Origin of the sequence: Amycolatopsis pretoriensis (genome assembly GCF_900107925.1) — a bacterium.
Taxonomy (GTDB): domain Bacteria; phylum Actinomycetota; class Actinomycetes; order Mycobacteriales; family Pseudonocardiaceae; genus Amycolatopsis; species Amycolatopsis pretoriensis.
The window spans coordinates 172,105-190,168 of sequence record NZ_FNUJ01000007.1; the positions used below are offsets into that span (position 1 = coordinate 172,105).

15 protein-coding genes are annotated in these 18,064 nt (G+C 72.3%); 8 read left to right on the forward strand and 7 right to left on the reverse strand.

From position 1 onward, the window contains the following. Position 1: 1 nt before the first annotated feature. On the forward strand, positions 2-1,399 hold the full coding sequence (locus tag BLV96_RS30545; RefSeq protein WP_091389709.1) for a sensor histidine kinase: 1,398 nt from the start codon (positions 2-4) through the stop codon (positions 1,397-1,399). Here the strand turns inward: BLV96_RS30545 and BLV96_RS30550 are convergent. Beyond that, positions 1,396-2,322, reverse strand: coding sequence for a TAXI family TRAP transporter solute-binding subunit (locus tag BLV96_RS30550; protein WP_086676134.1), 927 nt, complete (start codon positions 2,320-2,322; stop codon positions 1,396-1,398). The two genes, BLV96_RS30545 and BLV96_RS30550, sit on opposite strands and share 4 nt — an antisense overlap. 83 nt (positions 2,323-2,405) lie before the next feature. Between BLV96_RS30550 and BLV96_RS30555 the strand changes: the two genes are divergently transcribed. Both BLV96_RS30555 and BLV96_RS51565 read left to right on the forward strand, forming a co-directional pair. Then, positions 2,406-3,611, forward strand: coding sequence for an FAD-dependent oxidoreductase (locus tag BLV96_RS30555; protein WP_086676136.1), 1,206 nt, complete (start codon positions 2,406-2,408; stop codon positions 3,609-3,611). A gap of 275 nt (positions 3,612-3,886) precedes the next feature. Continuing rightward, the gene (locus BLV96_RS51565) at positions 3,887-5,248 is read left to right on the forward strand and encodes a beta-1,3-glucanase family protein (RefSeq protein WP_086676138.1); all 1,362 of its coding nucleotides are present in this window, start codon (positions 3,887-3,889) and stop codon (positions 5,246-5,248) included. 38 nt (positions 5,249-5,286) lie between these two features. Here the strand turns inward: BLV96_RS51565 and BLV96_RS30565 are convergent, their stop codons facing one another. Then, entirely contained in the window at positions 5,287-5,952 is a 666-nt protein-coding gene (locus tag BLV96_RS30565) for a TetR/AcrR family transcriptional regulator (RefSeq protein ID WP_086676190.1), read from the reverse strand. Positions 5,953-6,006: 54 nt separating this feature from the next. Here BLV96_RS30565 and BLV96_RS30570 point away from each other — a divergent pair, with 54 nt between their 5' ends. Beyond that, positions 6,007-7,086 carry an FAD-dependent oxidoreductase gene (locus BLV96_RS30570; protein ID WP_244180657.1) on the forward strand — a complete coding sequence of 360 codons (1,080 nt, stop codon included), beginning with the start codon at positions 6,007-6,009 and terminating at the stop codon, positions 7,084-7,086. On the opposite strand, the gene BLV96_RS30575 is transcribed toward BLV96_RS30570, so the two are convergent. Beyond that, positions 7,067-8,218 carry an SMI1/KNR4 family protein gene (locus BLV96_RS30575; protein WP_158104129.1) on the reverse strand — a complete coding sequence of 384 codons (1,152 nt, stop codon included), beginning with the start codon at positions 8,216-8,218 and terminating at the stop codon, positions 7,067-7,069. The genes BLV96_RS30570 and BLV96_RS30575 overlap by 20 nt on opposite strands. Positions 8,219-8,701: 483 nt before the next feature. On the opposite strand from BLV96_RS30575, the gene miaB reads away from it, so the two are divergent. Both miaB and BLV96_RS30585 read left to right on the forward strand, forming a co-directional pair. Further along, positions 8,702-10,195, forward strand: a complete 1,494-nt coding sequence (gene miaB / locus BLV96_RS30580) for a tRNA (N6-isopentenyl adenosine(37)-C2)-methylthiotransferase MiaB (protein ID WP_086676144.1) — start codon at positions 8,702-8,704, stop codon at positions 10,193-10,195. Then, the gene (locus BLV96_RS30585; RefSeq protein ID WP_086676146.1) at positions 10,192-10,665 is read left to right on the forward strand and encodes an Rv2732c family membrane protein; all 474 of its coding nucleotides are present in this window, start codon (positions 10,192-10,194) and stop codon (positions 10,663-10,665) included. The genes miaB and BLV96_RS30585 overlap by 4 nt, the downstream gene beginning before the upstream one ends. Here BLV96_RS30585 and BLV96_RS30590 read toward each other — a convergent pair. Next, complete coding sequence (locus BLV96_RS30590; protein WP_086676148.1) at positions 10,662-11,090, reverse strand: hypothetical protein; 429 nt, start codon at positions 11,088-11,090, stop codon at positions 10,662-10,664. The two genes, BLV96_RS30585 and BLV96_RS30590, sit on opposite strands and share 4 nt — an antisense overlap. A gap of 148 nt (positions 11,091-11,238) precedes the next feature. Then, complete coding sequence (locus BLV96_RS30595) at positions 11,239-12,552, reverse strand: DUF349 domain-containing protein (RefSeq protein ID WP_086676149.1); 1,314 nt, start codon at positions 12,550-12,552, stop codon at positions 11,239-11,241. A 219-nt stretch (positions 12,553-12,771) separates the two neighbouring features. On the opposite strand from BLV96_RS30595, the gene miaA reads away from it, so the two are divergent. Further along, positions 12,772-13,683 (forward strand): tRNA (adenosine(37)-N6)-dimethylallyltransferase MiaA, encoded by a 912-nt coding sequence (miaA, locus tag BLV96_RS30600; RefSeq protein WP_086676151.1) that lies wholly within the window; start codon positions 12,772-12,774, stop codon positions 13,681-13,683. A gap of 10 nt (positions 13,684-13,693) precedes the next feature. Continuing rightward, positions 13,694-14,521, forward strand: coding sequence for a diaminopimelate epimerase (gene dapF, locus BLV96_RS30605; RefSeq protein WP_086676153.1), 828 nt, complete (start codon positions 13,694-13,696; stop codon positions 14,519-14,521). A gap of 5 nt (positions 14,522-14,526) precedes the next feature. Here the strand turns inward: dapF and BLV96_RS30610 are convergent, their stop codons facing one another. Continuing rightward, positions 14,527-15,477: a hypothetical protein gene (locus tag BLV96_RS30610; RefSeq protein WP_086676155.1), complete on the reverse strand. Its 951-nt coding sequence runs from the start codon at positions 15,475-15,477 to the stop codon at positions 14,527-14,529. A 72-nt stretch (positions 15,478-15,549) separates the two neighbouring features. After that, a complete protein-coding gene (valS, locus tag BLV96_RS30615) occupies positions 15,550-18,063 on the reverse strand; it encodes a valine--tRNA ligase (RefSeq protein WP_086676156.1) in 2,514 nt (837 codons plus the stop codon). Position 18,064 lies beyond the last annotated feature (1 nt).

The window sequence follows — 18,064 nt, forward strand, 5'->3', positions numbered from 1 at the left end:
CGTGCGCGTCCGGCTGCAAGGCATCGTGCTGACGCTGGTGGCGCTGCTGGTGTTCGGGCTCGGCATCCCGCTGGCCATCTCGATCGCCGCGGGCGCGCAGCAGGACCTCTTCCTCGACCGGCTCACCGACACCGCCCGCTTCGCGTCGCTGGCGCAGCGGCCGCTGCTGGACAACAAGCCGTACCTGATCGAACCCGACGTCCGCCGCTACACCGAGGTGTACGGCGTCCAGGTGGTGGTCGTCGACCAGGACGGCCGGCCGGTCGTCACGGCGCTCGGCCCGGCCGCCGCGCGGATCGACCTCAAGGACGAGCGGATCAGCGACCCCGTCCACGAGGCGCTGGCCGGCCGCCGGTCGCAGCCCGCCGGCGTGCTGATGCCGTGGGACTCGACGCCGCTGGTGCTCGCCGAACCGGTGCTCGCCGACGGCGAGGTCCGCGGGGCGGTGCTCACCGTGTCCACCACCGACTCCGAACGCGCCGCCGTGCTGTGGTGGTGGCTGCTGCTCGCCGCGGGCGGGATCCTCGCGTTCGTGGTCGCGCTGGGCGTGGCGATCCCGGTCGTCCGGTGGATCCTCAAGCCGGTGAAGCGGCTCGACGACGCGACCGGCGCGCTGGTCGCGTCCGTGGTCAGCGGGCGGGAGGCCGAGCCGGTGGGGGAGGGCGGCGGGCCGCCGGAGCTGCGGCAGCTCGGCCGCTCCTTCGACCGGATGGCCGAGAGCGTGTCGGGTGCGCTGGCCGCGCAGCGCGCGTTCGTCGCCGACGCCTCCCACCAGCTGCGCAACCCGCTGACCGCGCTGAAGATCCGGCTCGGGAACCTCGACGGCCACGTCGTCGACGACCAGTCCGCCGCCGACCTGGAGGCCGCGCGCGTCGACGCCGGGCGGCTGCACCAGATCCTCGACGGCCTCCTGTCGATGGCCCGCGCCGAAGCGTCCGGGGGCGAGCTGGACCCGGTGGTGCTGGACGAAGCCGTCGCCGAGCGCGTCGCCGACTGGTCGGTGGTCGGCGAGGCCCGGGACGTGCGGCTGGTCGTCGACGCGGCGGGCGACGGTGCCCGCGTCCGGATGCCGCCGCGCGGGGCCGAGACGATCCTCGACGCGCTGCTCGACAACGCGCTGAAGTTCACCGCGGCCGGCACCGAGATCCGGGTCGCCGTCGAACGCGACGGCGACCGGGTGCGGCTGTCCGTCCGCGACCACGGACCCGGCCTGCCGCCCGAAGAGCTCGACCGCGCGCTGGACCGGTTCTGGCGCAGCCCGGCGCACCAGAACGTGCCGGGTTCGGGGCTGGGCCTGGCGATCGTGTCGGAGCTGACCGCGCACTCCGACGGCGAGCTGGCGCTCGACCTGCCCGACGGCGGCGGCCTGCGGATCACGATGACGTTCCCGGCCGCCTAGATCTTCTTGTCGCGGTAGTACCGCAGCGCGCCGGGGTGCAGCGGGATCGGCTGGGTCTCGATGCCGGGGTGGACGTCGATCGACAACGCCGCCGGGTTCGCCAGCGCCAGCTGCTGGCGCGCGTCGAAGAGGCCGCGGACCAGCGCCTCGGCGACGTCGTCGCGCATCGACTTCGGGACGATCAGGAAGTTCGGCACCAGCAGCGTCGTCACCGGGCCCGGCTGGTTGTACGTGCTGGCCGGGATGGACGCGGTGCCGTAGACCTGGTTGATCTCCTGCATCTTCGGCATCACGTCGGCGATGTCCAGCAGGCGTAGCGACTGGCTGGCGTTGTATCCGGCCAGCGTGGGTGTCGGCAGGCCGCCGGACCAGAAGAAGGCGTCGATCTCTCCGTCGAGCAGCGCTTTGACGGAGTCGTCGAGCCCGCGGGCGCTGGTGGTGACCGCACCGGTGAGGCCGGTCGCCTGCAGCAGCCTCTTGGCGATGTACTCGACGCCCGAGGACGGCGCGCCGGTCGCGATCCGGTGGCCGCGCAGCTGCTCGACGGTCCGGATGTCGGAGTCGCCGCGCACGACGATGTGCAGGTAGTCGTCGTGGATCCGGGCGAGGGTGGTCAGCCGCGGGTCGGCCTTGGCGCGGTCGGCGGCGACGTCGGCGGCGACGAACGCGACGTCGGCGGCCCCGGCGAGCACCTTGTCGATGTTGTCGGGCGAGCCCTGGGTCTGCAGCACGGCCGGCCGGTCGATGTCCAGGCCGGCGGCCCACGCCGTGGCGAGGGTCTGGGCGAGCTTGTCGTAGACACCGCCGGGGTTGCCCGCGGCGATCCGCAGCTTCAGCCCGCCGAACCCGGAGCTGCACGCCGAGAGCACCAGGACCAGGGCGGCCGCCATCGCGAGCGCTTGCCTCCGCCGCGTCGTGGCCACGGCCCGATCGTGCCAGATCCGGCGGCCCGGCGGTTGGTCACCGGCGATCCGGGCATTACCAGTGAGGACGAAGGGAGAGCGGCATGGACGTCGTCGTCGTGGGTGGCGGGCTGGCGGGGCTGAGTGCGGCGCGGCGGCTGCGCCGGGCCGGCGCCGAGGTCACGGTGCTGGAGGCGGGGGACGACGTCGGCGGCCGGGTGCGCACCGACGTCGTCGACGGGTTCCGGCTCGACCGCGGGTTCCAGGTGCTGCTGCCCGCGTACCCAGCGCTGCGGCGGCTGACCGACGTCGCCGCGTTGCGGCCGCGGTCGTTCACGCGCGGCACGATCGCGATGACCGGTTCGGGACGCCGGTGGCTCGCCGGGCCGTGGCACGGCCTGCCCGCCGTGGGCGGGGTCGCGGCGTTCGCGGCGAGCCGGCCCTTCGACGGCGCGCGGATGGCGGCGCTGGCGGCGCGCGACGTGCTGAAGGCCGACCGCGCCGACGCCGGGCGCAGCACCGCCGAAGAGCTGCGGCGCTGGGGCATCTCGAGGTCGACCGTCGAGGAGGTGCTGCGGCCGTTCCTGGCCGGGGTGTTCCTCGACCCGGCCCTGGCGACGTCGAGCCGCATGTTCCACCTGATCTGGCGCAGCTTCCTGCGCGGCGGCGGCGCGTTGCCCGCCGAGGGGATGCAGGCGCTGCCGAACCAGCTGGCCACCGGGCTGACCGTTCGCACCGGCGTCGAGGTCGAGGCGGTCACCGAGGACGGCGTCCGCACGCGCGACGGTGAGGACATCCGGGCGCGGGCCGTCGTCGTGGCGACCGATGGCGACACGGCCGCGCGGCTGCTGCCGGGCGTCGAAGCGCCGGGCTGGCACGCGGTCACGACGTTCTACTACCGCGCGGACACCTCTCCGCTGCGCTCGCCGACCCTGCTGGTCGACGGGCTCGACGACCTGCTGCTGAACACGGCGGTGCTCAGCGAGGTCTCCCCGGCCTACGCCCCGGCCGGCTCGGCGCTGATCGCCGCGTCGGTGCCCGACCGCGCCGACCCGGGCCTGGAGCCGCGGGTCCGGCAGCGGCTGGCCCGGATCTACGACACCGACACGCGCGGGTGGGACTTGATCGGGACGTACGCGGTGCCCCGGGCGCTGCCGGTGTTCGGTCCCGGGGCTCCGCTGCGGCGCCCGGTCCGGATCGGCCCGGGCCGGTACGTCTGCGGAGACCACCGGGACACGCCTTCGGTGCAGGGCGCGCTCGTGTCCGGCCAGCGGGCGGCCGCCGCGGTGCTGGCCGACCTCGTCGCGTAAGTCCACAGTGGACGGGCATGGCTGACTCCCGGGGTGAGGCCCCTGGGCGGGTGGCGGCGCCACGCAGAGGTTCGAGGTGGAACCGGTTCCGAGGATCGCTCCGCGGCGCGGAACTGTCAAGGGTTGACAGGTCGGGTGCGGTGGTATGAACCTTTTCACCGATCGTCCCCCGCCGGCCCTCGAGGGCATCCGCCCGGCGCTCAGGGGACGAGCCGGACCATGCCGTCCCCTGACCGGCGGCGGGTCCGCCCCGCTTCCCCGGCCAGGGAGGAACCATGCCCTCGAACGTCCTGCCGCGGCGCCGTCGCCGCGGCCCCGGTACCCGCTTGGCGACGCTCGCGGCGGCGCTCGCCGTCGCCGTCCTCGGGCTCGCCGCACCGTCGGCGACCGCCGCGGATGCCTTGATCTCCCAAGGCAAACCCGCCACGGCGTCGTCGGTGGAGAACGCCGGCACCCCGGCGAGCGCCGCGGTGGACGGCAACACCGCCACCCGCTGGTCGTCGCAGTTCAGCGATCCACAGTGGATCCAGGTCGACCTCGGCGGCTCGGCGACCGTCAGCCAGGTCGTGCTCCGCTGGGAGGCCGCCTACGCGACCGCGTACCAGATCCAGGTGTCCGCCAACGGTTCCACCTGGTCCACTGTGTACCAGACGACCACCGGCGCCGGCGGTACGCAGACGCTGAACGTGACCGGCTCCGGCCGGTACGTCCGGCTCGCCACGACCGCCCGGGCCACCCCGTACGGCGTCTCGCTGTGGGAGTTCCAGGTGTTCGGCACCGGCGGCGGCACCACGCCACCCGGCGCGGGCACGCCGCCGGACTCGTTCTGGGGTGACACCGCGAGCATCCCGGCCGCCCGGAACGTGCTCACCGTGAAGGTGCTCAACCGCACCAACGGCAAGTACCCGGACAGCCAGGTGTACTGGAACTTCGGCGGCCAGACGCACTCGATCGCCGAACAGCCCTACATCGACATGCCGGCCAACTCCGCCGGCCGGATGTACTTCTACCTGGGCACCCCGAACGGCCAGTACGCCGACTTCATCGAGTTCACCGTCGGGCCGGACGTGTTCAACGGCAACACGACCCGGGTCGACGCGTTCGCGCTGAAGCTGGCCATGCGGCTGCACGCGCACGACGGCTACGACGTCCAGGTGGGTGACGACTACGGCCTGTTCCAGGAGGACCGCTCGGCCACCTTCGCCCGGTTCCAGTCCGAGGTGCCGACGGAGTTCAAGGGCCTGGCGACGGTGAACGCGCCGTACCGCATCCCGGCTCCGGGCAGCGCGCCGGACTTCCGCGCGGGCGGCCGGTACGCGAACTACTTCACCGCCTACGCGCAGTCGGTGGGCGTCAACGAGCCGACGTCGAACATCACCGGGTGCGCCGGCTCACTGGCCGGGAACCCGAACATGTGCGCGGCGCTCAACCGGCACACGGCGCAGCTGCCGGCGTCGCAGCAGCAGGACCCGGCGAACTACTACCGGGCCGCGCCGGCGAACTACTACGCGAAGTTCTGGCACGACCACGGGATCAACCACCTCGCGTACGGCTTCCCGTACGACGACGTGGCGGCCCAGTCGTCGTTCGTCTCCCACGGCGACCCGCAGTGGCTGGTGGTCGCCGTCGGCTGGTGACAGCACCCGGTGCGGCGGCTTCCGGGCCGCCGCACCGGTCAGTACCGGGCGGCGATCCCGGCCAGGAAGATGTCGACGCCGGCGAGGAACTGCTCGCGGTCGTCGTGCTCGCGCAGCCGCGCGGAAACCCGGTGCACGAACGGGTACCGCTCCGGATCCAGTTTCGCCCACTGCGCGGCGACCTCGGCCAGGAACGCCGTCCGGTCGGCTTCGCCGAAGGCGAGTACCCGCGCGTTCGCGGCGTTCTGCCCGGCGACGCCGAGGACGTAGTTCACGAGCGCCCCCGCGGCGTCGAACAAAGCCGCCTCGGGGACGCCGAGTGCGTCGAGCAGCCGGCCGGTGCTTTCGTAGATCTCCAGGAGCGCCGGGCGCCACGGCTCGCGGGAGAGCTGGGCGCCGACCCACGGGTGGGCGTCGATCGCGTCGAACAGGCCCAGGGCCACCGTGCGCAGGGCTTCCCGCGGGTCCCCGGTGACGACCACGCCGGTCAGGACACCCGCGATGACGTCGTCGGTGGCCGCGGCGAGCAGGTCGCTCTTGTTCGCCACGTGGTGGTAGATCGCGCCGTAGCCGGTGCTCAGCCGCGTCGTCAGCGCGCGGAAGGTCAGTGCGGCCTCGCCGCCGTCGTCAAGGAGCCCGGTCGCGGCCCGGACGATCACCTCCCGGGACAGCCCGTCCGTGCGTCGTTTCGCCATGGGGCTCATCATGCCATGTTTGGATCGGCGATCCAAAGTCGTGGTAGCGTCATTGGAGTGACGATCCAAAACTCGGTGACGATCATCGGAGCGGGACTCGGCGGCCTGGTGCTGGCCCGCGTCCTGCACGTTCACGGAATCCCGGCGACGGTCTACGAAGCGGACGCCGGACCCCATGCCCGCCGTCAGGGCGGCATGCTCGACATCCACCCGTGGAACGGCCAACCGGCCCTAGAAGCGGCAGGACTGACGGACGGCTTCCGCAAGCTGGTCCTGCCGGGCCGGGAGTCCTACCGCGTCTTCGACCGGACGGGGAAGCTCCTGCTCGACCGGCCCGACGACGGCACCGGCGAGCGCCCCGAGGTCCAGCGCGGCGAGCTGCGGCAGCTGCTGCTTGACTCCCTGCCACCGGGGACTGTCCACTGGGGACGGAAGGCCACCGGCGCGCGTGCCCTCGGTGAGGGTCGTCACGAGGTGAGCTTCGCCGATGGCACCAAGGTCGTGACCGGCCTGCTCGTCGGCGCGGACGGCGCGTGGTCGCGGGTCCGTCCGCTGGTATCGGACGCGATTCCGTCCTACGTCGGCGTTTCGGTGGTCGAGACGTTCCTGTTCGACGCCGACACCCGCCACCCCGCCGCCGCGAAGGCCGTCGGCGCGGGCTCGATGTTCGCGCTGGCGCCGGGCAAGGGAATCCTGGCGCACCGGGAAAGCGGCGGGACGCTGCACGCGTACGCGCAGCTGCGAAAGCCGCAGGACTGGCTCGGTGAGTTCACCGGGGAGTTCGACGGCTGGGCTCCGGAGCTGACGGCGTTGCTGACCGGCAGCGACGTGCCGCCGGTGCTGCGCCGCCTGTTCACGCTGCCGGCCGGGCACCGCTGGGACCGCGTACCGGGAGTGACCCTGATCGGCGACGCGGCGCACCTGATGCCCCCGAACGGCGAAGGAGCCAACTTGGCCATGCTGGACGGCGCGTCACTCGCACAGGCGGTCGCGGCGCATCCGGACGACCCGGAGAAGGCGTTGGCGGAGCACGAAAAGGCGATGTTTTCCCGGGCAGTGGAGGAGGAGGACGTCTACGAGACCATGCTCGGCGCCGACGCACCGCACAGCATGGTGGCGATGTTCACGGGTGCCGAGGCGTAGTGAGCAGTTCGCGGCCCCGCGCGGGGGTGATCGCCGCGGCCAGCACGGGGTCGGCGAGCAGCGCGACGGGGGCGATGTGGTCCGGGGTGCGCGGCCGCCAGAGCGGCAACGCGGCCAGGATGGCGGCCCACAGCGCGTCGGGGTCGTCCTGGTGCGCGGCCCGCGCGCGGCGCACGGGCTCGTCGAACTCCGGGTTGCCGTAGGTGAACCCTTCGCCGGGCCGCGAGAACCGGGGCTCGTTTTCGGAGATCAGGGACATGATTTCCGGTCGCTCGCCGATCATCGCGCCTTGGAGCACGGACATCCGGCCCTGCCGCGCGCCGCGAAGGTGGTCGTCGAAGAGGTACGGCAGCAGTTCTTCGGTGAAGAGCGGGTCGGTGAGGAATCCCGCGGGCAGGAAGGACGGGTGCAGCAACCGCCCGAGCAACATGCCGGCCTCGTACCACTCGCGTGACAGCAGCAGGATCTGCACGCGCAGCAGGGTGGCCCGCTCGCGGCCGAAGTCTTCGGCCCGCGCCAGCACCCCGGCGGCGAGGCCGACGTCACCGGCGAGCGCGGCGACGCGTGCCCGTTCGACCTCCGCGTCCCACCCGTCGCGCGTCTCACCGGCCGGCTTGCGCATCTGGTGGAACTCGGCGTAGAGGTCCTCCATCAGCGCGGTGAAGGAAGCGAACCGGGCCGGTGGTTCGGCCCGCCAGGAGAACAGGCTGTAGGCCGCCCACTCGCCGGACTCGTCGACGTCGCCGGGGTCGAGGAACAGGATGCCCGCGTCGGCTTCCAGCGACACCAGCAAACCCCGGCTGAAGCAGGTGCCGTCGTCAGCTCCGACGAAGTCTTCCCACGGCTCTTCCCAGAACGGCTCGAGGTCGCGCAGCCAGCCGACTGTCGTGGTGTCGCGCAGCCGCCACACGAAGCCACCGGCGTCACGCCACCCGTTGGTGCAGCGCAGGAACTGCCGGTACGACGGCGGCAACCGCACGCCCAGCCGAGCTTCGGCCGCGGCGACGTCGTCTTCGCTCGCAGGAGCGAACCCGAGCCACTCCTCGCGCGTCACGGCGGGATCGAGTTCGCCGGGCTCGGCCGTGCTGATCCATTCCGCGCTCCACTTGCGCAGCCACGGTTCCCAGTCCATCCGATCACCTTGCCACGGAACAGGTTCAGCCGGTGGCCAGTACGCGATACGGCTTCGGGAAAAACGCCCAGTGGTCGTCGCACCAGGCGAGGCTGTCGTAGGACAGGCCTGCGGACCCCCCCAGGTGACAGGTACCGCCAGGCAGTCCACCGCACCCGCGGGCTCACTGCTGCGCTCCGCCCGGCTGTCCAGGCGCGGCGTGCCGGTCATCGAGGCGGCGACGGCGGCGTTGCCGGCCACGGGAGGCGCCACGGCCGGTCTCGCCGCCGGGACCGGCCCACGAGGCCCCGGCCCGGCGGCCACGACCGGAGCAGCCGGCCGCGGAGCACGAACCTTGAGGGGCGCGGGCACCCCGCAGGCCGGCACCCGCCCCGTCGCGGCAGGGCTTACACGGCGTCACGACCACATCACCGGCCCGGCACGAGGGGACCTGAGGGCAGGCGGCGGCTTTACCTGGTCAGGCCGGGGTTACCCTGAGAGACGATGACCGAGACACAGGCACCCAGGGCGTACCAGATCCGCACCTTCGGCTGCCAGATGAACGTGCACGACTCCGAGCGCCTCGCGGGGCAGCTCGAGGACGCCGGGTACGTCCCCGTCGACCACGGGGCCAAGCCCGACCTCATCGTGTTCAACACCTGCGCCGTGCGGGAGAACGCCGACAACAAGCTCTACGGCACCCTGGGCCACCTGCGCCCGGACAAGGTCGCCAACCCGGAGCTGCAGATCGCCGTCGGCGGGTGTCTCGCGCAGAAGGACCGCGGGGAGATCGTCAAGCGCGCGCCCTGGGTCGACGTCGTCTTCGGGACGCACAACATCGGGTCGCTGCCGACGCTGCTCGAACGCGCGCGGCACAACGCCGAGGCCGAGGTCGAGATCCTCGAGTCGCTTGAAACCTTCCCCTCGACGTTGCCCGCGAAGCGCGAGTCGTCCTACGCGAGCTGGGTGTCCGTTTCCGTCGGGTGCAACAACACCTGCACCTTCTGCATCGTGCCCGCCCTGCGCGGCAAGGAGCGCGACCGGCGGCCCGGCGAGATCCTCAGCGAGGTCGAGGCGCTCGTCGCCGAGGGCGTGCTCGAAGTCACGCTCCTCGGCCAGAACGTGAACTCCTACGGCGTCGAGTTCGGCGACCGGCTCGCGTTCGGGAAGCTGCTGCGCGCGACCGGCGCCATCGACGGCCTGGAGCGCGTGCGCTTCACCTCGCCGCACCCGGCCGCGTTCACCTCCGACGTCATCGAGGCGATGGCCGAGACGCCGAACGTCTGCCACCAGCTGCACATGCCGCTGCAGTCCGGCTCCGACCGGGTGCTGCGCGAGATGAAGCGGTCCTACCGTTCGGCGCGCTTCCTGAAGATCCTCGACGAGGTCCGCGCGGCGATGCCCGACGCGGCGATCACCACCGACATCATCGTCGGCTTCCCGGGGGAGACCGAGGAGGACTTCCAGGCCACGCTGGACGTTGTCGCGCAGGCCCGGTTCTCCAGCGCCTTCACGTTCCAGTACTCGAAGCGGCCCGGCACGCCGGCCGCGACGATGGCGGACCAGCTGCCCAAGGAGGTCGTCCAGGAGCGCTACGAGCGCCTGGTCGAGCTGCAGAACGCGATCTCCTGGGAAGAGAACAAGAAGATCGTCGGCCGCCGCGTCGAGCTGCTCGTCGCCGAGGGCGAGGGCCGCAAGGACGCCGAAACGAACCGGATGAGCGGCCGCGCGCGTGACGGCCGGCTGGTGCACTTCACGCCGACCGGTGCGCTGGTCGACGGCACCGTGCGCCCGGGCGACGTCGTCGAGACGGTGGTCACCTACGGCGCGCCGCACCACCTGGTGGCCGACGGCGACCTGCTGTCCCACCGGCGGACGCGGGCGGGCGACAACGCGGAGGCCGGGCTGAAGCCGAAGACGAGCGGCGTCACGCTGGGACTGCCGGGCTTCGGTGCTCCGGCCGCCCAGCCGGCGCCGGTGAGCGGGTGTGCGCTGTGACGGAGTCCAAGGGCAACGGCGAGCTGGCCGAGCTGGCCGCCGAGATCGACGAGGTGGGCGACCGCGCGTCGCGCACGGTCGAGCTGGGCCGGCGCGGGTTCACCATCGCGGTGTTCACGTTCGTGCTGCTGATCTGCCTGATCCTGCCGTGGGTCGGCGACAAGGCGGGCTGGCAGGTGCTGGCCGGCGAGGGCGGCGGCATCCCGCAGCTGTTCGCGGCGACGTCGACCGGCGTCGGCATCGTGGCCTCGGCGCTGGCGCTGGTGACGCGCCGGTGGTGGCTGGCCTGGGTGTGCGCCGCCGGCGGCTGGTTCGCTTCGGTGGACGGGCTGCTGGCGATCTGGTCGCAGCAGTCGTCGCACGCGAGCGGAGCCGCGGGCGGCGGACCCGGGTACGGCCTGATCATCGCGTGGCTCGCGATGATCTGCCTCGCGGTGTCGTGGATGCGCACCGCGTTCTCGCGCTCCTAGATCACCACGACGCCGAAGACACTGGAGACCGCGCTGACGTAGAGGTCGGTCTCCGGGTGGAAGACGCGCAGGGTAACGGTGGCGCGCAGGCTGAAGCTGAGGCTGAACACGAAGTTCCCGTTCGGCCGGCAGGTGCCGGTGCTGAGGTTGACCCAGACGCCGGCCTTCAGCTGCTGGACGATGACGGGCTCGCCGCCGCTGAGGCTTTCCTGCCCGCCGAGGTCGGCGAACGAGCCCTTGATCTTCGTCTCTTCGCCAACCTTGACGCGCGACTTGTCGGCCTTGGCCTCGACCTTGGCTTTGTGCTTCTTGCCCTGCACGACGGAGGGAGCGGGCCCGGCGGCCGCAAGCGCGACGGCGGGCGCGGCGAGCGCGACGGTGCAGGCGATGACCAGTGCGGACACGAGGTTCGATGTCTTGCTCATGATCGAAGTGGAGCACCGGCGAGGCGCGAAAGCGCCCGGAAACCCCCGGCCGGGGAGCGCCTGGGACCGGTTCGGGTGACGCGTTAACCATCCGATAACCGGCGAAGGCCCCCTCGCCGTGGCCAGGGGGCCTTCGAAGCAGTGAACCTCAGCGGTCCGCGACCGCCGCCTCGGCGGCCTGCAGCCACTCCCGCCACTGGGCTGCCTGCTCGTCGGCCTTCTTGGCCCGCCGCTCGTCCCCGGCCGCCCGTGCCTTCGCGGCCTGCGACTCGAACTGCTCCACCCGCTCCCGGAACTGCGCCGCCCGGGCCTGGGCCTCCGGGTCGGTGCGCCGCCACTTGGTGTCCTCCGCGGACTTCACCGCGTCCTGGACCGCCTTCAGCCGCCCGTCCAGCTCGCGGATCCGCTCGCGCGGGACCTTGCCGATCTCGTCCCACTGCTCCTGGATGCGCCGCAGCGCGCTCTTCGCCGCCTCCAGGTTGGCCGCCGCGTCGATCTTCTCCGCCTCGACCAGCAGCTCCTCCTTGCGGGCCGCGTTCGCGCCGAACTCGGCGTCGCGCTCGGAGAACACCGTCGAACGGCGGGCGAAGAACTTGTCCTGCGCCGCGCGGAAGCGCTGCCACAGCGCCTCGTCGCTGTCCTTGGGCGCGCGGCCGGCGGCCTTCCACTCGGTCATCAGGTCCTTGTAGCGCCCCGCCGTCTCGCCCCAGTCCTCGGACTCGCTGATGGCCTCGGCCTCGGCGATGAGCTCTTCCTTGCGCTGCTTGGCCGACGCGCGCTGTTTGTCCAGCTCGGCGAAGTGCGATCCGCGGCGGCGGTTGAACGCCTCGCGGGCCTTGGAGAACCGCTTCCACAGCTCGTCGTCGGTCTTGCGGTCGACGCCCTTGACCGTCTTCCACTCGTCGAGGATCGCGCGCAGCCGGTCGCCCGCCGCCTTCCACTGGGTGGAGTCGGCGGCGATCTTCTCGGCCTCTTCGGCCAGCTCCTGCTTGCGGGCGACGGCGGCCGCGCGGGCCTCTTCACGCTCCGCCTTCGCGCTGGCCAGCGCCTTCTCGGCGTGCCCGATCACGTACTCCAGCCGCGCCGCGAGCGCCGCCAGGTCGCCGACCAGGGCGGACTCGGCCAGGCCGTCGCGGATCTGGGTCGCGCTCGAGAGCGCGTGCTTCGGGTCGCCGGCGCCGGACACCAGCCGGGTCTCCAGCAGCTCGACCTCGGTGCGCACGTCGTCGAAGCGGCGGGCGTAGTGCACGAGACCCTCGTCGGGGCTGCCTGCCTGCCAGACGCCGACGGCGCGTTCACCCTCGGCGGTGATGACGTAGACGGTGCCCTCGTCGTCGATCCGGCCCCAGGTCGACGGGGTGGGTTCGGCGGGCGGCACGGGCGGGGCGGCGTGCCCGGCGTGCAGCGCGTGCGGCACCGGGTGCGGGGCCGGGGTACCGGTGGAAGTGTTCTCCTGGGCCATCGCAGGCTCCTTATCGCCTGTACGCCCGCTCGCGCGGGCGCCCCGCCGCGGAAGCGGGGCCGGGTAATGCGGTCGTCACGGGCCGTGCTCGGATGCTACGACCTCCAGTCGGCATTCAAGCAGCTCAGCGCGCACCGTGGTACCGGATGAGCCACTCGAAGCTCGTGATCCTACTTCCGGTGGACGCTCTGTGTCGGCCCGCCGGTATCGTCAGCCGCCGTGAACAGCCTCGTCGCCCCGATCGCCGTGGTCGGGCCGACGGCCACCGGCAAGACCGCGCTGGCCGTGGAGCTGGCGCTGGAACTCGGCGGCGAAGTCGTCAACGCCGACGCCCTGCAGCTCTACCGGGGCATGGACATCGGCACCGCGAAGGCCACCGGGGCCGAGCGCCGCGGCGTCCCGCACCACCTGCTCGACGTCCTGGACGTGACCGAGACGGCGTCCGTCGCCGCCTACCAGCGCCACGCCCGCGCCACGATCGAGCGACTCCGGGCCGCCGGCCGGGTCCCGGTGCTGACCGGCGGGTCCGGCCTCTACGTCCAGGCGGTGCTCGACGACCTGCGGTTCCCCGGCACCGATTCGGCCGTCCGGGCCCGGCTCGACGCGGAAGCCGAGCAGCTCGGCACCCCCGCGTTGTACACCCGGCTGGGTGAACGCGACCCGGCCGCGGCGGCGGCGATCCTGCCGACCAACACGCGCCGGATCGTGCGCGCGCTGGAAGTCATCGAGATCACCGGTGAGCCGTTCTCGGCGAACCTGCCCAAGCCGGGGCCGGCCCGGTACGGCACGGTCGTCCTCGGCGTCGACCGCGCTCCCGAGGAGCTCGACGAGCGCGTGAACGAGCGCGTCCGGCGGATGTTCGACGCCGGTTTGGTCGACGAAGTGCGCGAGCTCGAGAAGCGCGGCCTGCGCGACGGGAAGACGGCGTCGCGGGCGCTCGGCTACCAGCAGGTGCTCGCCGAACTGGACGGCGAAGGCGACTTCGAGGCGGCCGCCGCGGCGACGGCGCAGGCGACGCGGCGCTTCGTCCGGAAGCAACGTTCCTGGTTCCGGCGCGACCAGCGGATCCACTGGTTCGACGGCGCCGATCCGGGGCTGGCCGCGCGCGTCCTGGATACCCTGGGCCGGTAATCTTGCCCCTATGGGCGGAATCGAGTTCCTCAAGGGGCACGGCACGCAGAACGACTTCGTGCTGCTCCCCGATCCGGCGGGCCGTCTCGAGCTGACCGAAGCCCGAGTCGCCGCGCTGTGCGACCGCCACCGCGGCCTCGGCGCCGACGGCGTGCTGCGCGTCGTCCGCGCCGCGGCGATCGACGAGCCGTCCGCGGGCGAGTGGTTCATGGACTACCGCAACGCCGACGGGTCGATCGCCGAGATGTGCGGCAACGGCACCCGCGTGTTCGCCCGCTACCTGGTCGACGCGGGCCTGGAGACCGCGGGCGAGTTCGTCATCGGCACCCGCGCGGGCGACCGCCCGCTGGTGGTGCACCCCGACCGCTCGGTGACGGTCCGGATGGGCCCGGCGACCATCACCGGCACGTCGGTGACGGTGGTGGCCGGCCGGCCGTTCTCGGGCGTCGCGGTGAACGTCGGCAACCCGCACCTGGTGTCGCTGATCGACGAGGACGTGGCGGACCTGGACCTGCGCGACCAGCCCGACTTCGACCACGACGTCTTCCCGCACGGGGTCAACCTCGAGTTCGTCAACCGTCTCGGCGAGGGCGCGCTGCGGATGCGCGTCCACGAGCGCGGGGTGGGGGAGACCCGGGCGTGCGGAACGGGCACGGTCGCCGCGGTGGCGGCGGCGTTCCACCTCTCGGGCACGGACACGGGTGCGTCCACAGTGGACATTCCGGGCGGTAGGGTGTCGGTGACGGTCTCCCGAGGTGGCTCGACGCTGTCGGGCCCGGCGGAGATCGTGGCGCGCGGCGAAATCGACGAAGCCTGGTGGGCCGCCGCCGGTTCGTGACGGCCTCAGCCGGTTTCGAGGGCGCTCAGGATCTTCCAGGTGTGCCAGTGCGAATCGTGCTCCTGACAGAGCAACGAAACGGCCGTCAGCACCGCCACGAGCGCGTTGGTGCGCGTGACCTGGTCCGGCGCGGTGATGTGGTGGCTGGTCACCTGCCGGCTGAAGCTCGTCGGGGCGGGCGCGCCGCTGCCCGGCGACCACGGTGCCATGGCGTTCAGCAAGGGCATCACGGTGGCCAGTTCGCGCAAGATGCCGAGCGAAGCGAAGAACGGCAACCCCGCGCTGCGGGCGCGTTCCGACAACGTCTGGACGCGGCTCAGCGCCGGGGCGTGGCTGTGCCGATCGCCGTAGACGATGGTGAACGCGGTGCGGACGAGCTCGTCGATGAGGTTCGTGGCCGCCGACTGAGCCGGTGACAGGAGATCGAGACGAAGTGCCCGGACCGCTTCCCGGGCGACCCGGACCGACGGTGCCGCCGCGGGGGTCCGGTCCAGCTCGTCCAGGCGGCGGTCGCAATGGTCGAGGATCGGCTCGCGGCGGTCGTCCAGAACGGCGTGGACCGAGACCGCTTCGTCGTCGTGGGCGGCCAGGAGCAGCTTGACGGTTTCCGGGTCGGGCACCCAGGCCAGGGGGACGCCGTGCGCCAACGAGAGCCGGACGGCCGCGAAGTAGTCGACGTCCGCCTTGCCGTCGGAGACCCAGTTCGGCGGAGCGGCCCGCCGGTGGAGCTCGTCGACCCTCTTGCCCGAGGCCCTGGCCGTTCGCTCGACCCAGGGCCAGAACCCGTCGATCGCGCGTCCGATGGAGTCCGCCAGCTGCCGAGTGGGCTCGGCTGACAGCTCGGCCGCGGCCGGTTGGACCAAGGGCCGGAACGGTCGCAGCAGGTCAGCGGCGGCGAACGCGAACTCGTCTCCGGTCGCCGCGGGACGCTCCCCGCCCGGCGCATCCGTACTCATGGCGAGAGATTAACGGTCCGGCCCGGCGGAATTCCCGTTTCCGCGGCAGGAATTCCGCCGGGCCCACCGGCGTCAGATCTTCGCTTCGATCGCGAAGCCGCCTTCCCGCGTCTCCACGTCGACGATCGCGCCCGCGGTGCGGATGTCCGGCTCGATGGCCGCGAACCGGTCCAGCAGCTCGGCCGGTCCGGTCACGGTGAGCGTCTCGACGGCGGACCGCATCGACACCTTCGCGTCGGTCTTCGCCCGGCGCACCGCCGCGATCACCTCGCCCGCCAGCGAAAGCAGCTCGGGGTCACCCTCGAGGGGCGCCACCGAAGGCCACGCCGCGCGGTGCACCGACCCCTCCCGCCACCACGACCAGACCTCCTCGGTCGCGAACGGCAGGAACGGCGCGAACAACCGCAGCACCGCCGACAACGCCGTCACCAGCGCGGCCTGCGCCGACGCGGCCGCCGCCGGGCCGAGGTCGCCGTACGCGCGCCCCTTCACCAGCTCGACGTAGTCGTCGCAGAACGTCCAGAAGAACGTCTCCGTCACCTGCAACGCCCGCGCGTAGTCCAGCGCCTCCAACGCCGTCGTCGCCTGCTTGGCGACGACGGCCAGCGACGCCAGCAGCGCCCGGTCCAGCGGCTCGGTCGCCACCGCGTCAGCCGAAGGCACGCCCAGGCCCAGCACGAACCGGCTCGCGTTGAGCAGCTTCGTCGCCAAGCGGCGGCCGACCTTCATCTGGCCTTCGTCGACCGCCGTGTCGACGCCCGGGCGCGCGCTCGCCGCCCAGTACCGCACCGCGTCCGAGCCGAAGCGCTCCAGCAGGTCCACCGGGATGATCACGTTGCCGATGGACTTCGACATCTTCTTGCGGTCCGGGTCGAGCACCCAGCCCGCGATCGACGCCGCCCGCCACGGCAGCACGCCTTGCTCCAGCTCCGCGCGCACCGCCGTCGAGAACAGCCAGGTGCGGATGATCTCGTGCGCCTGCGGCCGCAGGTCCATCGGGAAGACGCGCTCGAAGAGGTCGTCGTCGAGGGTCCACCGGCCGACGATCTGCGGCGTCAGCGACGACGTCGCCCACGTGTCCATCACGTCCGGGTCGGCCACGAACCCGCCCGGCACCCCGCGCTGCTCGGCGGTGAAGCCCGGCGGGACGTCGCTGCTCGGGTCGACCGGCAGCGTGTCCGGCAGCAGCCGGGCGTCGTGGTCGGGCTCGCCGTTCGCGTCGAGGCGGTACCACAACGGGATCGGCACGCCGAAGAACCGCTGCCGGCTGACCAACCAGTCGCCCGCGAGGTTCTCCACCCACGACGAGTAGCGCACCTTCATGTGCTTCGGCACCCAGTTCAGTTCCTCGCCACGCGCCAGCATGCGAGCCCGGAACGACGAGTCGTTGCCGCCGTTGCGCAGGTACCACTGCCGGCTGGCGACGATCTCCAGGGGCTTGTCGCCCTTTTCGTAGAACTTCACCGAGTGCGTGATCGGCCGCGGTTCCCCCCGCAGGGCACCGGCTTCGCGCAGCAGGCGGACCATGATCTCGCGTCCCGTGTGGACGGTCTTGCCGACCAGGGGCGCGTACGCCTCCGCGGGCACGTCGTGGGGCGCGTCGGGCAGGAACCGGCCGTCGCGGCCCAGCACCACCCGCGTCGCCAGGCGCAGCTCGCGCCACCACGTGACGTCGGTGGTGTCGCCGAAGGTGCACACCATCGCGATGCCGCGGCCCTTGTCCGGGTCGGCCAGGTGGTGGGCCACCACGGGCACCTCGACGCCGAACACCGGCGTCCGCACGGTCTTCCCGAACAGCGGCTTGAACCGCTCGTCGTCGGGGTGCGCGACCAGCGCGACACACGCGGGCAGCAGCTCCGGCCGGGTCGTCGCGATCACGACGTCGGCGCCGTCCGGGCCGGTGAACGCGAGGTCGTGGAAGGCACCCGGGCGTTCGCGGTCCTCCAGCTCGGCCTGGGCGACGGCGGTCCGGAACGACACGTCCCACAGCGTCGGCGCTTCGGCCTGGTAGGCCTCGCCGCGGTCGAGGTTGCGCAGGAACGCGCGCTGCGAAATCAGCCGCGAGTCGTGCCCGATCGTCTGGTAGGTCATCGTCCAGTCGACCGACAGCCCCAGCCGCCGCCACAGCTCCTCGAAGACCTTTTCGTCGGTCTCGGTCAGGGTTTCGCACAGCTCGACGAAGTTGCGCCGCGAGATCGAGACCACGTCCTTGCCCGGCTTCTCCGGGGCGCGGAAGTCCGGGTCGTAGGGCAGCGACGGGTCGCAGCGCACGCCGAAGTGGTTCTGCACCCGGCGTTCGGTCGGCAGGCCGTTGTCGTCCCACCCCATCGGGTAGAACACCTCGAGCCCGCGCATCCGCTTGAACCGCGCGACGATGTCGGTCTGGGTGAAGGAGAAGACGTGCCCGATGTGCAGCGAGCCGCTGACCGTCGGCGGGGGAGTGTCGATCGAATAGACCTCGTCCCGGGTCTTCGTGCGGTCGAAGCGGTAGGCGCCGGTGGATTCCCATACGGGTACCCACTTGGCCTCCAGACCGTCGACACCGACCTTGTCCGGGACTCGCGGGCGTTCGTATGGGGTACTCATG

Bases quoted from the DNA above. Each gene is read 5' to 3' on its own strand.
- BLV96_RS30555 (WP_086676136.1), top strand. From the start codon at position 2,406: ATGGACGTCGTCGTCGTGGGTGGCGGGCTGGCGGGGCTGAGTGCGGCG.
- BLV96_RS30610 (WP_086676155.1), bottom strand. From the start codon at position 15,477: ATGAGTACGGATGCGCCGGGCGGGGAGCGTCCCGCGGCGACCGGAGAC.
- BLV96_RS30565 (WP_086676190.1), bottom strand. From the start codon at position 5,952: ATGAGCCCCATGGCGAAACGACGCACGGACGGGCTGTCCCGGGAGGTG.
- BLV96_RS30590 (WP_086676148.1), bottom strand. From the start codon at position 11,090: ATGAGCAAGACATCGAACCTCGTGTCCGCACTGGTCATCGCCTGCACC.
- BLV96_RS30595 (WP_086676149.1), bottom strand. From the start codon at position 12,552: ATGGCCCAGGAGAACACTTCCACCGGTACCCCGGCCCCGCACCCGGTG.
- dapF (WP_086676153.1), top strand. From the start codon at position 13,694: ATGGGCGGAATCGAGTTCCTCAAGGGGCACGGCACGCAGAACGACTTC.
- BLV96_RS51565 (WP_086676138.1), top strand. From the start codon at position 3,887: ATGCCCTCGAACGTCCTGCCGCGGCGCCGTCGCCGCGGCCCCGGTACC.
- BLV96_RS30575 (WP_158104129.1), bottom strand. From the start codon at position 8,218: ATGGACTGGGAACCGTGGCTGCGCAAGTGGAGCGCGGAATGGATCAGC.
- miaB (WP_086676144.1), top strand. From the start codon at position 8,702: ATGACCGAGACACAGGCACCCAGGGCGTACCAGATCCGCACCTTCGGC.
- valS (WP_086676156.1), bottom strand. From the start codon at position 18,063: ATGAGTACCCCATACGAACGCCCGCGAGTCCCGGACAAGGTCGGTGTC.